A 16825-nucleotide genomic window follows, 5' to 3' on the forward strand; every position below is an offset into this window, starting at 1 on the left:
ATCCGAACGACATCACGCCTCAACTGTAGGAGACCCGATCACCATGACCACACCATCCATCGCCGGATTCGAATATCACCGCGTCCAGGTCGCACCCGAGGTCGCCTTGAACGCCGCTGTCGCAGGTCAGGGCTCGCCCGTAGTTCTACTGCACGGGTTCCCGCAGACCCATCTGTGCTGGCGTCACGTTGCCCCGGAGCTGGCCGACAACCACACCGTGATCGTTCCGGACCTGCGGGGGTACGGCGACAGCGACAAACCGGCAGAGACGAGTCCGGACGTCTACAGCAAGCGGACCATGGCGGACGACGTCGTCGCACTGGCCGCACATTTCGGCTTCGACAAGTTCGCGCTCGTCGGCCACGACCGCGGCGCACTCGTGGCCATCCGCGCCGGACTCGATCACCCCGACCGCATCACCCATCTGGGTAGCCTCGATGTCCTACCCACTCTGGACATGTGGGACGTCATGCACGGGGTGTCCGCCGCGGTCGGCTTCCACCTCTATCTCATGGCCCAGCCGGCCGGGTTACCCGAGGCGATGATCCGGGGGAGTGCCGACACCTTCTTCGGCCATTTCCTCGATGCCTGGGGCGCCGATGGACAGACGATTCCCGCCGACATCCGGGCGCGGTACCTGCAGGCGAGCGCCGACGCCATCGATTCGATCGTCGCCGACTACCGCGCGTCAGCAGGCATCGATCTCGCACACGACCAGCAGGACCGTGCCGCAGGTCTGAAGCTGACCATGCCCGTCACCGTCATCCAGCAGGATTGGGGCATGCAGCTGGGATTCGACGGCGAGCAGATCTGGAAGAGCTGGGCCGACGATCTCGATCACCGCCTCCAGGACTTCGGCCACTTCATGGCCGAACAGTCTCCTGCCGAGGTGCTTTGCGCCATCACCGACCTCCTGAAACGTTAGATCGCCGAAAGGTTTCAACCTTGCCGCAGGTCGGTACTCTCTGGTCGTCTGATCCGCGTTCGAACAAGGGAAGCAAATGAGCGTCAAATCCAAAGCCATGTACAAGCCACTGTCAATCGCTACCGGCGTGGTCGGTGGGTTGGCTGCCTCCGCTGCCTTCGGACAGGTGTGGAAACGTCTGGGACATGACGCCAAGGTCCCTGACCCCAAGGATCTGAGCAGGAGTAACACCGAAGTGCTTGTCGCTGCCGCCCTGCAGGGGCTGGTCTTCGGGCTGGTGCGCGCGGCCGTGGACCGTGCCGGTGCCCGCGGCTACAAGGCCATGACACACGAGGATCCCGCCTGAGCGGACCGGGGTGATGCTCGCGTGGGCCGGTGCCAACGCAGCCGGCCCATGTGCCCTCGCCGTACCCACGCTGTCAGGGAGCCTGGCGCCACCAGGCGAGCACGTACAACGCCATGGCCGAGATCAACCCGGCCACCACCCACAGCACCACGGTGTAGTCGACCCACGATCCGAAGGGCGGCGACCCGGGGAAAATGTTGCGTAGTGGGAGGACGGCGAACAACATGACGGCGAACCAGGTGACCATCGGCGGCTGAAACGCCTTGCGGCGGCGCACCGTCTGGATGGCGACGAACAAGGTGCAGCCGGGTAGCACGACGAGCATCGCGCACAGCGCCAGATCGAAGACGAGGGATCCGGCAGACCTCGACCCCTCGATGGTGAATGACTGTCCCGCACCGGGGTCGTCGTCACCGGCATCGATGTCCCAGCCGCTGAGCGAATCGGTGATCGCGACCTCGGTCTCGAGTGGTTCGCGCTTGTCGCCGATCTCGCTGACGCCGCGCACCACAACGGACTCCGAGGTGTACTCGTCGAAGGGCCAGGTGCGGATGTCGCCGTAGGCATAGAGCGAGACCGCCAGCATCCCCGGCCGTGTCCCACTGGCGAACTCGATCCGCTGGTTCGCAACCATCGGTGACACGTCGATCAGCAGAGTGTCCTTGAGGTTGCCGTCCTCGTCCACCAGATTGCCACCGGGATACACCGACACATGCCCGCCGAACGAATACTCCGCGCCGTTCACGGTGTCTATATCGAGATACACGAGCACGCTATCGGCAGCAGGCTCACGGGTGTCGGGCTGATTGCCGGAACCGCCCAGGGCATACAGGAGCAGAACCGACACGTACACCACCAACAAACCGGCGACGACCGCCAGACCACGCAACATCGCTGACCGCCGTGGGGCACGCGCCATCTGTTCGTCTCCAACCCGTCGTCCTGCCCTGGAGCCGAACTCGACTCCGATCGGACAAACCAGGTCCGGTCGGAGTCGAGTCTGTCAGCAGTTCTACGGGGCCACAAGTTGATTCGACATATTGCCGGCGAATCCACCGACCTGCGCGAGACGTCCGAAGTCGAGTTTGACCAGTTGATCGGCAAGATCGAAGTAGCGATCGTCGTGGGTGATCACCACGACCGTCTTGCCTGCCTCCTTGAGGTCGCGCAGGATGCGCCGGTAGAAGAACTCCCGGAACTGTGGTTCCTGATCGGCCGCCCATTCGTCGAAGACATAGATGGGACGATCCTCGAGCAGCGCCGTCACCAGGCTGAGCCGTTTGCGTTGTCCCTGTGACAGATTGATCGTTGACAGCTTGCCGCCGGACACGGTCACCTTGTGGGCGATCTGCAGCTGGTGCAGGTAACCACGTACCTCGTCGTCGATCCCGGGGCGGTCGAATCCGAGGTAGTCCTCGAACAGGTGGAAGTCGGTGAAGACAGCTGACGCGTTCTGCCGGTACCACTCCACATTGTTGTGGTCGATGGGTTCGCCGTTGAGCACCAGCTGTCCGCGGTGGGGTGCATACAGACCCGTGATCAGTTTGGCCAGAGTCGATTTGCCGCTTCCGTTGCCGCCCACGATGAAGGTGACCTGCCCGGGGTCGAGCGTCAGGTCGATGGGTCCGAGGTGGAAACCCGCACCGTCGTCGGGGCCACCCGGAGGCGGACCGGACGGCCGCTGACCCGGCTTACCCGGCTTCTGGGGTGGACCGGCCTGCGGAGGCGGGGGCGGACCGGTCAGCTGCTCGCCGTGATAGGCGTAGCCCAGTCCGCGCAGCTCGATCCGGGCGCAGGCGACAACCGGGCGATCGGTATACGGCAGGTTCGACTCGTCGTTGGCCGACACCATCGACAGGTCCATGTCCCCGATCTTCGCCAGCGCGACATCACCGCGGAGGATGTCGGGGATCAGGTGCATCATGTTCTGCATCGGCATCGCCAGGAACGTGGTGATCAGCACGTAGCCGATCATGTGCTCGTGCGGAATGTCCAGCAGCAGAGCCAAACCGAACAGAATGAATGCCATGGTCGCCAGCTGGCAGAGCTGACCGAAACCCTGGGCAATCGAGAACTTGGCTCCGGCGGAGACATTCTTGGCACGCAGGTCCTCGGCGGTGCCGAGCAGATGCCGGTCCATGAAGTCCTGGCGACGTCCACGATGCAGCTTGAGTTCCTTGATGCCGAAGGTGACCGACTGGAAGGAGCGCAGCAGGTCGTCCTCACGTTCCCGAGCGTGCTGATAGATGGCCCGCACCCGTCGCAACACCGTCTCCACACACATGATCGCCAGCAGCGTCGATCCCACGGTGATCGCAAAGATCGGGCCGGAGAGCATCGCCAGGAACACCAGGCATCCGACGATGGTGGCGGCGTCGATGCAGATGCTCGGAATCGCCGAGACCGCCATCGACAACGCCCGCACGTCCTCGGTCAGCGTTGCGATCAATCGATGCATACCCAGACGTTCGAGATGTTCGAGCGGTGCCGACACCACTCCTGCGCTGAGCTTGGCCCGCAATCGGTAGATCGCGTTCTGCGCCAAATGGATCAGCACGATCTGCGAGAGCAGTCCGGTGACCAGGACGACAATCGCAGTGATCGCAAATCGGATCACCATGTTGTCCGGGTGGGGTGGCGGTGAGACCACGGTGTTGATCTGGGTGACCAGATATGCGTTGGCCGCACCGCCGATCAAGCCGGCGATCACCGCAAACGCGATGCCCTTCCGGGACACGGAGATCAGAAATCTGATGAGCTGCATGATGGTTGACCTTCAGTTGGTGACTCGGCGGTCGCGTCAGCGACGGACGATGTCGAAGAGGAGTCCCTCCAGGGTGACTCCGGGGGCAAAAGAGAAGGCAACACCGGTGGTGGACTCCTCGTTGTTGTCGGCGCCACGCTGCGCCATCTGCTCGAGCACGAAGATCAACGAGACGCTCAGCATGTTCCCGTAGCGGGCCAGGATGTCCCAGCTGACGTCGGCGCGCTCCGGATCGATACCGAGCGAGTGCGCCGATTCGTTGATGATCTTCGGGCCACCGGGGTGGATCGCCCACAGCTCGACGTCGGACTTGCCGAGGCCGTGCGACCCCAGGACCCGGGTGATGACCGGGTCGACACCACGGTAGATGTACTGGGGGAGTTCCTCCGCGAGTTCGCAGGTGATCCCGTTGTCGTTGACTCCCAACACGATTCCGTCTTCGGCGTCGTCGAGGAGTTCACTGAAGGTCTCGCGGATCACGATCCGGCCTGCCGGGATCGGCGCATGGGCCTCACTGGCACCGACCACCACCGCACCACACCCGTCGCCGAAGAGGCTGTGGGTGATGACCTCGTTGATGTCGTCGGCGAACACGGCGTTGACCGAGGACACCTCCAGACTGATCACCAGCGCCTTCTTGTCGGGGTTGGCGCGGGCGAAGTCACCGGCGATGCGGATACCGTTCATCGCGGCCGCGCAGCCCATGAAGTTCACGACCACCCGATTGGTACTGCGGGACAGTCCGAGTTCCTTGATCACCGCGACATCCACACCTGGCGCGATGAAACCGGTGCTCGTGACGAACACCAGCAGTCCCACCTCGACCTCACCGCCTGCGCTGCTCAGGGCCCGGCGGGCGACGTCGACGGCCAGGGGAGCGGCATGCTCGAGGTAGAGGTTCATGCGTTCGCGAATGGTGCCACGCCTCTCGCTGAAGTCGCGGAACTCGGGATCGGTGGGGTCGATGGCCAAGTGGCGCTCGTTGATTCGGGTCTTCTCGTAGACCCGGCGGATGCGGGCCTGCTGGGTCGGATCGGTGAACAGTGCGGCCACCTCATCGGCGGCATCGGTCTGGGAGAAGACCTGCTGCGGTGCGCCGGTGGCGATGCCCTCGATCACGGCGACCGTGGTCGGTGGGGCCGGCGGCAGACTCGGGCGGATGTGTGGACGCCGGCCGACAAACGTGGGGTGCGATCCGGTGATGGGCTGATCAGAGATGACAGACATGGGGGAGTGGTCCTTTCGGGTAACGGGAAGGTGGTGCGGGGGGTGTGCGCTGGGACAGGGTCAGCAGGGGGTCAGACCGTCCCGATTCCGGTGAAGCCTTTGATGGTGTAGTCGGCACAGGTCTTGAGTGCGGCCGGTGAGAAGTGCTCCCGGAAGAACCCCCATCCCTGTTCCTGGGCCGGGCGTGACCGCGAACCCAGGTAGACGCGGCACTGTTTGGGCAGACGGTCGGTGACAAAGCTTTTGGCAGGCAACCATTCGACACCGAACTCGGCAGCTTCTTCGCGCACCACGTCTTCGGTTGCGATGTTGGCAAAGCCGCTGCGCTGGAACGGAAGAACGTGATGGACGCGGTGAGAGCTGAGGCCGGCGGACAAGAAGCAGTCGGCATAGCGGTTGCCGATGACCTTCAGGTCGTAGGCCTTCTCCAGCTGATCTATGGCCCAGTCGTCGGTCTCGACCTCGGGTAGGTCGTGGGTGTCGACATCGAAATCGTGACTGGCCACCACCAGGAAGGTGCTGAACCAGAGGACCGCGACGAACTGTGCCAGCCAGGCCCAGAAGTCGCCCATCGCAATGAAAATCGCGAGTTCGGAGATCAACAGGGCTCGCAGGCCGAAGGCGCCGATGAAGTGCGGCAGGCCACCCCGCAGCGACCCGTACATGTCGGAGACACCGACCTGTCTGGTCAGCTTGCAGATCTCCAGCAGCCGGATGACCATGCCGGTGGTGGCGTGCCCGAACTTGTGGAGCGTGTGGATCGGCACCCGAAAGCCCCGGGGCAGATCCATCATGAAGGTGAAGACGTTCTTCTTGATGTCCACCTCACTCTGGGTGTGTGGATGATGCAGCAACGCATGGCCATCCGCTGTCACGAACGAGAGGGCGACGTAGTTGATGTCGAAGGCACTGACCAACGCCTTGTTTGCACCCTTTTGCGCCCGATGGATCGCGTAGTGTCCGTAGCCGGCAATTCCACTGCGCAACAACACCATCGCGATCACGAAGACCGGTAACGGCATCCAGCTGGTGTCATACAGGCGCAGGGCTTGCACGGCAAAGTACGCCAACACCAATGCGATGACCACGATGTTGAAAATCGTGTCCATCCGCTTGATCCGGGCGGCGAGTTCCGGTTCGCGCAACCGGCGCTTGATGCGGTGCAGCAGGTCGTTCTTGTCATCGAACCGGAAGTGCGGGGTGTCACGCCAACTGTCGAAACCCTCCTTGAACAGGAAGTCCGGCGCGTTGGCCTTCGGATGGATGTCCTCGACCTCGGCGTCGCGGTCGAGTGCGTACTTCTCCAGCATCTTTTCGACCCGCTCAGGATTCTTGTGGTACGAGCCGATGATCGAGGTGATGTCGCGGTTCTTCGTCCGGCCGATGAAGAACTCCCCACCGGGATGCTTCGAGATCCACTCCGTCAGGTCGTAGGCCCGGCCCTTGTAGATCCACACATTGGCCAAGCGAGGTCCGCCGTCGGGTCCGGGCGCCCGGCCGAGGTCGTGGTCCTCCGCCGGCCCCTGATCGACGTCGACGTCGCTCGCCTCGTCGGTCTGCAATTCAGTCATCCGATTCCTCCGTGTCGGCTGCCGGAATCAGGTGACGGCAGCGGTCTTGGTTTGGCTATAGGAGTACGCGGAGGCGGCCGATGTTCCCGGGCGAGGAAACTGATTACGGTCAATTGAACGACTTTTGACATGTGGCGCGGGGCTATACCGTCCCTGAGCATGTCAAATCAACCTTCTCGCACCCCGCGAATCACACGCTCGAAAACAAACCTGTTCGCGGCCGCGGTCGCGCTGTCGCTCTCCGGAGTTCTGCTGACCGCCTGTGGCGGTGGAGGTTCCAACGATTCGGAACAGACTGTGTCCCAGTCGGTTCCGCCGGTCCTGGAAACATCCCGATCAACTCAGCCATCGGTGGTCGCCACTGATCCGGCCGCCGTGATCGAGCAGAGCTCCCAGACGACCCGGATGATGAACTCCGTCCACATCGCGCTGGTGGTGGACGAGTCGATCGAGAGTCTTCCCATTCAACAGATCGACGGTGACGTCACCAATCAGCCGGTTGTCGGCGCCCAGGGTGCCGGCGAGTTCCGGATCAACAACAACCTGACGGCGTCCGATTTCATCGTCGCCGGCGGCAACCTCTACACCCGTGGCGAAGGCGCAAACAGCTACACCAACCTCGGCCCGGCCCAGCGGATCTACGATCCGGCCATCATCCTCGACAAGGACAAGGGATTGGCCAATGTGATCTCCAAGGTCCAGAATCCGACGGTCGTCGGCACTGAAGAGATCAACGGTGTCGAGGCGATCAAGATCGAGGGCACCATCGCGAGTACGGAACTCAAGCCGATCCTTCCCGAGGTCGACAAGACCGGCGCCGAGCTTCCCGTCACGCTGTGGGTCACCGCTGAAGCCCCGTACAACCTCGTACAGATCACGGCCGAGGTCTCGGGAGGCGAGGTCAACATAGTCACCTCGAAGTGGCAGGAACCCGTCACCGTCGCAAGCCCCGAATAGTCGCCGGTGACACCGGCAGCAACCACCGAACATCCGACGTCAGGTAGCACCGAGCCATGACCACACGTATCCCCGCCGAACTGCAGATATGGGTCGACGGGATCCAGGCTCCGCCTGCGGGGGGCACCACCCGGATCCAGATCGGCCGGGTGCCGGAGAACGACATCACGATCGACCATCCGCTGATCTCCCGGCGGCACGCGGTGCTGTCTTGGAACGGCGGATGGTCGATCAGCGATGCCGGGAGCACCAACGGGATCTATGCCGGTGGTCAACGGGTGCAGTCGGTGAACCTACGGGGCACACAGGACGTCCGTCTCGGTGGGCCCGACGCCGGACCGGTGTTGCGGATCAGAATCACAGAACCCGTTCCGGCACCGGTTCGGTCCCTGCAGAAGCCGGCCGGGGCCGACGACCGGCCACACATGCAGGCGCTGCGACAGAACATGTCCGCGGTGTATCAAACCGCCGGGAATCAGCCGCCGCCGCAACGCCAGGCGGTCGACATCGCCAGCGGATCGACCATCCGCATCGGTCGAACGCCGGACAACGACGTCGTGGTCAGCGACGTGCTGGCATCTCGTCATCACGCCCAGATGATCAGCAGCCCATCCGGATTGGTGATCGAAGACCTGCGCAGCGTCAACGGAACATTTGTCAACGGTCGCCGGATCACCCGACAGCCCCTCACCGACGGCGACGTCGTCACCATCGGCAACAGCGACTTCGTGGTCTCCGAAGGCCAGTTGGTCCGTGGCCAGGCCCAGTCGGTGGTATCCGGTGGCGTGCACGTGAGTTCGGTGAGCCTGACCATCGATGGCAAACAACTGCTCGACGGCATCGACTTCACCGCCGCACCCGGGACACTGACCGCGATCATCGGTCCGTCGGGTGCCGGTAAATCGACTGTGTCCAAGATTGTTTCGGGTTCAAACCATCCATCTGCGGGAACCGTGACGTTCGAAGGGCACGGCGTTCACGAAGAGTACGACGCACTCCGAACCCGGATCGGTATGGTCCCGCAGGACGACGTGCTGCACAGCCGTCTGACCCTGCGCCAGGCCCTGCGATACGCCGCGCAGCTACGACTGCCTCCGGACATGTCCCGTGCCGACCGGGATCTGGTGATCGACGGAGTGCTTGCCGAACTGCAATTGACCGAACACACCGGTACCCGTATCGACAAACTCTCTGGTGGACAACGTAAACGGGCATCGGTGGCGATGGAACTGCTGACCGGACCGGCGTTGCTGATCCTCGACGAGCCGACGTCCGGACTGGACCCCGCGCTCGACCGGCAGGTGATGCAGACCCTGCGGCGGCTCGCCGATGCCGGTCGTGTGGTCATCGTCGTCACCCATTCCGTGGCCCACCTGTCGATCTGCGATCAGGTGCTGTTGCTCGCACCCGGCGGAAGGACCGCGTTCTGTGGTCCGCCCGGATCCGTGAAGACCGCCATGGGCACCGATGATTGGCCCGAGATCTTCACCTATGTCGCCGCCCACCCGGAAGAGGCGTCGAATCGCTACCGGGCCACGGTCCGACGGCAACCACCGCCGACGCCACCACAACCCGGATCATCGCGACCGCGTTCACGTCAGGCGAGCGCACTGCGGCAGGTCAGCACGATCGCGCGCAGACAGTTCCGGCTGATCCTGGCAGACCGCGGATACCTGGTATTCCTGCTGCTGCTCCCGGTGGTCCTGGGAGCGCTGACCCTGGTCATCCCCGGGTCGGCGGGATTCGGACTCAACGCACCCGGAACCACGGAAACCCTGCAGATCCTGGTGATTCTGGTGATCGGTGCGACCTTCATGGGGTCGGCGCTCACGGTCCGGGATCTGGTCGGTGAACGTTCGATCTTCGAGCGCGAACGTGCCGTGGGGCTACGCCCCGGCGCCTACCTGGCCGCGAAGGTGCTCGTCTTCGCGGTGTTCGCGATTGCGCAATCGGTGATCATGCTGTTGATCTGTTACGCCGGCCGAGGCACTCCCGGCAAGGGCGTATACCTGCCTGCCACAGTCGAACTCGGCATCGACCTCGCCTTGCTGACCTGCATCGGCGCCCTCATCGGCCTCGCCATCTCGGCGTCCGTTCGTACTCCTGAACAGACCATGCCACCGCTGGTGGTCGTGGTGATGATCCAGCTCGTGTTCTGCGGGGGCCTCTTCGCCCTGCACGATCGGGTCGGATTGGAACAGATCGCCTGGCTGATCCCATCCCGATGGGGTTATGCCGCAGCGGCTTCCACCGTCGAGGTGCAGTGGACGACACCTGGATCGGCCACCGAGGACGAACCGCTCTGGCAACACGCCATGACCACCCTGGGTACCAGCTACGCAATCCTCGGCGCGATGGCCGTGGTCTTGACCGTGTACATCTACAGCCGACTGCGGCTGAAACGATCCTGACCTCCCCATCTTGGTGGGTTCTGGGGAACGCGACCTGCGCGTTTACTCGCCAAAACCCACCAATTCCGGGGTCAGGGGATGATGTTGACCATTCGGCCGGGCACCACGATGACCTTGCGGGGTTCACCGTCGAGCAACGGGATGATCTTCTCGTCCGCAAGCGCCGTCGCACGCAACGTCGCCTCGTCTGCGTCGGCCGCAACGGTCATCCGGCTGCGCACTTTGCCCTTGACCTGGATCGGGACCTCGATGGTGTCGTCGACCAGCCACTGCTCCTGCGCCTCCGGGAACGGCCCGTGTGCCAGAGAGCCGTTGTTGCCCAGGCGCTCCCACAGTTCTTCGGCTGCGTGAGGTGCCACCGGCGCCAGCATGAGTACCAGCGGGGTCACCGCGTCGCGCGGCGCACCGTCGGGATACTGCTTGGTCAGGTGGTTGGTCAGCTCGATCAACTTCGCCACTGCGGTGTTGTCGCGCAGGTTCGAATAGTCCTCGCGCACACCGTCGATCGTCTTGTGCAGCAGGCGATTGGTGTCATCGGACAGGTCCACGTCGACGACCCGGGTCTTGCCGGTCATCTCGTCGACCACCAGACGCCAGGCACGCTGCAGGAATCGTTGCGCACCGACGACGTCCTTGGTCGCCCAGGCCCGCGAGGTGTCCAGCGGTCCCATCGACATCTCGTAGACACGCAGGGTGTCGGCACCGTAATCGCGGCAGATGTCGTCCGGCGCAACGGAGTTCTTCAGGGACTTGCCCATCTTGCCGTATTCCCGGTTGACCTCTTTGCCCTCGTAGAAGAACTTGCCGTCTTCTTCGACGACCTCTTCGGCCGGGACGTAGACGCCGCGGGAATCGGTATACGCGTACGCCTGGATCATGCCCTGGTTGTAGAGACGCCGGTACGGCTCGGCCGAGCTGACGTGCCCGAGGTCGAACAGCACCTTGTGCCAGAAACGCGAGTACAGCAGGTGTAGCACCGCGTGCTCGACGCCACCGACGTAGAGGTCGAGCCCGCCGGGATCGTTCTCGCCGTGCAGGTCCGGCCGCGGTCCCATCCAGTACGCCTCGTTCTCCTTGGCGCACAACTCATCCGGGTTGGTCGGGTCGATGTAGCGCAGCTGGTACCAGGAGCTACCGGCCCACTGCGGCATCACGTTGGTGTCGCGGGTGTAGTGCTTGAGACCGTCGCCGAGGTCGAGGTCGACGTTCACCCAGTCGATGGCCTTGGCCAGCGGCGGGGAGGGTTCGCTGTTCGGGTCGTCGGGATCGAACGAGATCGGCGCGTAGTCGATCACATCCGGAAGTGCCACCGGCAGCATCGAATCCGGGATCGCGTGCGGCGCACCGGACTCGTCGTAGACGATGGGGAAGGGTTCGCCCCAGTAGCGCTGACGCGCAAAGAGCCAGTCGCGCAGCTTGTACTGGACGGTGCCGCTGCCGGTGCCGTCGGCTTCGAGACGCTCGATGGTGGCCGACTTGGCCTCGTCGACCCGCATACCGTCGAGGAAACCCGAGTTGACCAGCGGTCCGTCGCCGGTGAAGGCTTCGTCGGCCACACCCTGCTCCGAACCGATGACCTCGATGATCGGCAGCTCGAATGCGGTGGCGAACTCGTAGTCGCGGCCGTCGTGGGCCGGCACCGCCATGATGGCACCGGTTCCGTAACCGAGCAGCACATAGTCGGCGATGAACACCGGGACCTGCGCGCCGTTGAGCGGATTGACGGCGTAGGAGCCGGTGAAGACGCCGGTCTTCTCCTTGTTCTCCTGCCGTTCGAGATCCGACTTCGCCGCGATCGTCTTGCGGTAGGCCGCAACAGCTTCCGCCGGGGTCGCCGCACCATTGGTCCACAGTGCATTGACATCGGCGGGCCACTGCGCCGCGATCAGCTGATCGACGAGCTCGTGTTCCGGGGCGAGCACCATGTACGTCGCACCGAAAAGGGTGTCGGGGCGGGTGGTGAACACCTCAATTTTACAGTCCCGCACAGGAGACGAAGGCGAAGCCGGAGCTCGACCAGATGGGACGCTGAATGCGACCTGCGCGCCGCGGGAGCGGCCGATCCAGTTGCGTTGCATGGACTTGACCTTCTCGGGCCAGTCCAGCAGTTCCAGATCGTCGAGCAGGCGGTCGCTGTACGCGGTGATGCGCATCATCCACTGCCGCAGGTGTTTACGGAACACCGGGAAGTTGCCGCGGTCGCTGCGACCGTCGGCGGTGACCTCTTCGTTGGCCAGTACGGTACCCAGTCCGGGGCACCAGTTGACCAGCGAATCACTCTGGTAGACGAGCCGGTAGTCGTCGATCACCTCGGCCTTGGCAGCCTCGTCCAGGTCCGACCAATCCCGGCCGTCTGCGAGAGTCCTTGCTCCGGAATCGAATTCGGCGATCAACTCGGGGATGCGGCGGGCCTTGCCCGCATCGCCGTCGAACCAGGCGTTGTAGATCTGCAGGAAGATCCACTGGGTCCAGTGGTAGAAGTCGACGTCGGTGGTGGCCACCCGGCGACGCTCGTCGTGGCCCAGGCCCAACCGGCGGATCTGTTCGAGGTACCGCTCGATGTTGGCCTCGGTTGTCGTGCGGGGATGCGTTCCGGTCTGCACCGCGTACTGCTCGGCCGGGAGCCCGAACGAATCGAAGCCCATCGTGTGCAGAACGTTGCGCCCGTTCATCCGGTGGAACCGCGCATAGACATCGGTGGCGATGAAGCCGAGAGGATGCCCCACGTGGAGTCCGGCGCCCGAGGGGTACGGGAACATGTCCTGGACGAAGAGCTTGGCGTCGGGACCGTCGAACACCGACAGATCACCTGCCAGGTCACCCACCGGGTTGGGCGCCTCGAAAGTGCGCCGCTCGGTCCAGTTCTGCTGCCATCGCGCCTCGATCTGCCCGGCCAGCTCTGCTGTGTAGCGGTGCTGCGGGGATTCGTCGGGGGCTGAAGTCGTCGGGCCAGTCACTTGACCAGGGTAAAGCCTGACTGATCTGAGCTGCAGGCAGGCCTGGGTGACCATTGATTTTACGTGGCCTCGTATTGTATGGGCGTGACCGTCGCAGCAAACATCCTCGCCGTCATCGCTCTGGCGCTGGCGCTGGTCTTCGGAGTATCCGGGGTCCTGGGCACCGTGAGGCGCCTGCCCCGCAACCGTTGGCTCGGCGTGCGTTCCGCCGAGACCATGGGCAGCGACGAGAAGTTCCAGCTGGCCAACCGCGTCGCCGGACCCGGTCTGATCTGCGCAGGTGTGGTCCTGGTGATGGGTGCCGTCCTGGCGATCCTCCTCGGTGGCACCGCAGGCGTGATCATCGCCATCGCGGCCATCGCGGTCGGTATCGGCCTGGCCGGGGTCATCGGCTCTCTGGGCGTCCGAGCGGCCGCAGCACTGCCCGATCCCGCCTCTGACTGCGGTGTCAGCGGTGGTTGCACCAGCTGTTCTCTGCAGAGCATGTGCACCACCGACAGCGCCGCCGGTGGCGCAGCGCCCACCGACTAAAGGCGTGGCGCGCTCACCGCTGGCCTTCCTTCACCGCTTCAACATCGATGGCTTCATGGTGGCCATCATCGGCGCGGTGGTCGTCGCGACGATCTTCCCCGCCCGCGGCGTCGCCGACGACATCCTCGACTGGGTGGTCAAGATCGGCGTCGGGCTGCTCTTCTTCCTCTACGGCACCCGACTGCATCCGCGTGATGCCCTCACGGGCCTCACCCATTGGCGCCTGCACCTGACAATCCTGGGATTCACCTTCGTGGTGTTCCCACTGCTCGGCCTGGCGCTCTGGCCGCTGCTCCCGCATCTTGTCGGCGACGATCTGGCCACCGGCGTGCTCTACCTCTGTCTGGTCCCGTCCACGGTCCAGTCCTCGATCAACTTCACCTCGATCGCCCGCGGCAACATCGCAGGTGCCATCGTCAGCGCGTCGGCGTCGAATCTGCTGGGTGTGTTCCTCACCCCGATGCTCGTGGTGCTCCTGATGAACTCGTCCGGCGACATCTCGTTCTCGGCCTCGTCGGTGGTGACGATCGTCCTGCAACTATTGGTGCCGTTCATCGCCGGACAGTTACTCAGGCCGCTGGTGGGACGACGGATCGCGGCGCACAAGAGCCTCACGAAGTTCTTCGACCGCGGCATCATCGTGCTCGTCGTGTACGCCGCGTTCGGTGACGGTGTGCGGGACGGCATCTGGAGCCAGGTCAGCTGGTGGCAGGTGGTGATCCTCGTCGTGCTGGCCGTGGTCTTGGTCGCCGTGATGCTGTGGCTGACCGGTGCCGGATCGCGGCGCCTCGGATTCGACCGGGCCGATTCCATCGCAATCCAGTTCTGCGGCACCAAGAAATCACTGACCACCGGTCTGCCGATGGCCGCTGTCCTGTTCGAGGGTCGCACCATCGGCCTGATCGTCCTGCCGCTGATGATCTTCCACCAGGTTCAGCTGATGATCTGCGCCTGGCTCGCCGCGCGCTACAGCCGCCAGTCCGAGGTCTAGCCCGAAGTCCGGGTTGGTCAGCGCACCGGTCGCGACACCGGAACGTTGACGTAGCTCGGCGCATTCGGATCGAGCTGGATGTGTTCGGGCTTGAGCTGCGAATCGTTCAGCAACGGCCGCAACGGAACACCTCTCGGGAAGTTCGCCGCGAACACATCGATCCGCAACCGATGTCCGGGTTTGATCAGCGCATCGGTGGCCAGCAGGCCCACGTCGAGTTGCACGGCCTGGCCCGGTACCACCGGCTGACGCGTTGCCAGGGTCAGGGTCTGCACCGGATCCACCACGTCACCGTCCGGACCGTACCCGGTTGCATCTTCGTCGAGCGCCCGCAGCGAGGCCACCAGCTGGCCCGACGTGAGTACCGTCGAGGTGCCGTCGGGGGCAACATCATTCAGGGTTGCCGTCCAGTATCCGTCAGTCGCATCCATGACGGTGTTCAGATGCAGATTGATCGGACCGCTGAGGCTGGTCGACTCGGCAAACGGGGTCGTGGTGAACGTCAACGCGCTGGATTCGGCGGTCCGTGAATCCTCCGCGCAGAACGAGAACACCGCGAGGATGCCTGCCGTCTGCTGCGCGGCATCACGCGAACACAATGTGGCCAAAGCCGGTGCGACCGTGAGCCTGCCTCGGCTGTCGGATGGGGCGGCGGACAGCGAGCCGTCACGCACCGCGTGCGGCGCCGTACCGCTCGTACGGTCGGAGAGGTAGAGCCGCTGGTGGTTCATGCCCGGGCGCGGGAAGTCCTCGGCGGTGGTCCAGCCGTTGCCCTGCTGGTACAGGGTGGCCGGTCCGTAGTTGTCGATGCCGTTGTCGATGCCCTTGAGCCACTTGTCGAACCACGCACGTTGCAGGACGTCGAGCCGTGGCGGATAGCCGGGATCACCGAAACGAGAACCGCCGGTGACGTGATAGGTCGGGCCCATGATCAGCTGTTTGCGGCCGTTGTCGAGCGGGATCTCGTCGAACATCCGCCACTCACTGTTGGTGAACAGGTCGTACCAGCCGCCGTAGATCATCGTCGGCGTGGTGATCTTCTCGGCGAAGGCCTGCCAGTTGGTGCGTTCGGAGGAGGTGTCGTCGAGCAGGCTCTGCGTACGTGGTGGCACCGCGTCGATGGTGGGTGCGGTGAGCGCATCCAGTAGTTGTGGGGCGAAAACAGCTGGGTCAGAAAGCCTGGACCCCAACCACTTCCAGTCGAATGTGCCGTTGAACATCGACGCCACATCGGGCACGAACTTGAGTCCGTTCACGAGCGCCAGCCAAGCAGGCAGGAAGCCCACACCCAGTGCACCGCCGGGGGCAACGATGTCGCGGATCAGGTCGCCACCGGGTTCGACCGGGAAGATCGCCTTGAGCGGCTCCGGATTCTTGTTCGCCGCCTGGATCTGATTGATACCCGAGTAGGACGCCCCACTCATGCCGACCTTGCCGTCGGACCAGCTCTGGTCGGCGGCCCAGTTGATGACCTCGACGGTGTCCTGCTGTTCGCGGGCCTGAAAGACGTCCCAGACACCCTGCGAGAAACCGGTCCCGCGCACATCCACGACCACCTGCGTATAGCCGGAGCGGACCAGTGCAGGGTCGACGCTGAAGGTCTGGGCAAAGCCGCCTTTGAGGGTCTGCACCAAATCGGACAGGCCGTCGATCGGGGTTCCCGAGAAGTTCAGCAGGTCGGCCAGTTGCAGGGCCAGCGGCGCCAGCACCGGATTCGACAACGCCGCATCGGCAACAGCGCTCACCAGTTTCGTGTACGGCGTCATGTTCACGATCACCGGCGTCTTCGTGGCAACCGGCCTCGTCGCGGCGTCGGCCGGCCGGTAGATGTTGGCCTTGAGGACGGTGCCATCGCTCATGGTGATCGGGACGTCCCATTGGACGTTGATGCCGGGATATTGCAACGGACCATCGTGTTGCGCGGTCCACCGCTCACCATCCGTTCCACCCGTCGGATCAGCCAGCGCTGCAACAGGATTCGCGAATCCTGCAATCAGAGTGACTGAAACGAGACCGGCGATCACACTCGCACATCGACCCCACAAAACCATCGGACCCCTCCGCATTCCCCGACCCCCGAGCAAGCGTCTGCTGAGACGCCGCTCACATCAGGGATGAACAATAACAGGTTATCGAAATCCAATC

Annotated in this window: 12 protein-coding genes; 6 read left to right on the top strand and 6 right to left on the bottom strand. The window is 63.9% G+C overall.

Annotation, left to right across the window (positions count from 1 at the left end):
• Nucleotides 1-43: 43 nt before the first annotated feature.
• A complete protein-coding gene (locus AC1TQG_RS08490; protein ID WP_482136488.1) occupies nt 44-925 on the top strand; it encodes an alpha/beta fold hydrolase in 882 nt (293 codons plus the stop codon).
• A 76-nt stretch (nt 926-1001) separates the two neighbouring features.
• On the top strand, nt 1002-1271 hold the full coding sequence (locus AC1TQG_RS08495; protein ID WP_482136489.1) for a DUF4235 domain-containing protein: 270 nt from the start codon (nt 1002-1004) through the stop codon (nt 1269-1271).
• A gap of 73 nt (nt 1272-1344) precedes the next feature.
• On the opposite strand, the gene AC1TQG_RS08500 is transcribed toward AC1TQG_RS08495, so the two are convergent.
• The 4 genes from AC1TQG_RS08500 to AC1TQG_RS08515 form a co-directional block, all read right to left on the bottom strand.
• The gene (locus AC1TQG_RS08500; protein WP_482136490.1) at nt 1345-2190 is read right to left on the bottom strand and encodes a DUF4436 family protein; all 846 of its coding nucleotides are present in this window, start codon (nt 2188-2190) and stop codon (nt 1345-1347) included.
• Nucleotides 2191-2283: 93 nt separating this feature from the next.
• On the bottom strand, nt 2284-4035 hold the full coding sequence (locus AC1TQG_RS08505; RefSeq protein ID WP_482136491.1) for an ATP-binding cassette domain-containing protein: 1752 nt from the start codon (nt 4033-4035) through the stop codon (nt 2284-2286).
• A 36-nt stretch (nt 4036-4071) separates the two neighbouring features.
• Entirely contained in the window at nt 4072-5262 is a 1191-nt protein-coding gene (locus tag AC1TQG_RS08510; RefSeq protein WP_482136492.1) for a type III polyketide synthase, read from the bottom strand.
• Between the two features lie 71 nt (nt 5263-5333).
• A complete protein-coding gene (locus tag AC1TQG_RS08515) occupies nt 5334-6833 on the bottom strand; it encodes a cytochrome b5 domain-containing protein (RefSeq protein WP_482136493.1) in 1500 nt (499 codons plus the stop codon).
• A gap of 159 nt (nt 6834-6992) precedes the next feature.
• On the opposite strand from AC1TQG_RS08515, the gene AC1TQG_RS08520 reads away from it, so the two are divergent.
• Both AC1TQG_RS08520 and AC1TQG_RS08525 read left to right on the top strand, forming a co-directional pair.
• A complete protein-coding gene (locus AC1TQG_RS08520) occupies nt 6993-7790 on the top strand; it encodes an LppX_LprAFG lipoprotein (protein WP_482136494.1) in 798 nt (265 codons plus the stop codon).
• Nucleotides 7791-7846: 56 nt separating this feature from the next.
• On the top strand, nt 7847-10201 hold the full coding sequence (locus tag AC1TQG_RS08525) for an FHA domain-containing protein (RefSeq protein WP_482136495.1): 2355 nt from the start codon (nt 7847-7849) through the stop codon (nt 10199-10201).
• Between the two features lie 71 nt (nt 10202-10272).
• Here the strand turns inward: AC1TQG_RS08525 and leuS are convergent, their stop codons facing one another.
• Nucleotides 10273-13158, bottom strand: a complete 2886-nt coding sequence (leuS, locus tag AC1TQG_RS08530) for a leucine--tRNA ligase (RefSeq protein WP_482136496.1) — start codon at nt 13156-13158, stop codon at nt 10273-10275.
• Nucleotides 13159-13242: 84 nt separating this feature from the next.
• Here leuS and AC1TQG_RS08535 point away from each other — a divergent pair, with 84 nt between their 5' ends.
• Both AC1TQG_RS08535 and AC1TQG_RS08540 read left to right on the top strand, forming a co-directional pair.
• Nucleotides 13243-13689: an SdpI family protein gene (locus AC1TQG_RS08535; RefSeq protein ID WP_482136497.1), complete on the top strand. Its 447-nt coding sequence runs from the start codon at nt 13243-13245 to the stop codon at nt 13687-13689.
• A gap of 55 nt (nt 13690-13744) precedes the next feature.
• The gene (locus AC1TQG_RS08540; RefSeq protein ID WP_482137291.1) at nt 13745-14680 is read left to right on the top strand and encodes a bile acid:sodium symporter family protein; all 936 of its coding nucleotides are present in this window, start codon (nt 13745-13747) and stop codon (nt 14678-14680) included.
• A 17-nt stretch (nt 14681-14697) separates the two neighbouring features.
• On the opposite strand, the gene AC1TQG_RS08545 is transcribed toward AC1TQG_RS08540, so the two are convergent.
• A complete protein-coding gene (locus AC1TQG_RS08545; protein WP_482136498.1) occupies nt 14698-16731 on the bottom strand; it encodes a CocE/NonD family hydrolase in 2034 nt (677 codons plus the stop codon).
• Nucleotides 16732-16825 lie beyond the last annotated feature (94 nt).

This window comes from Williamsia sp. Y844, from assembly GCF_056786475.1.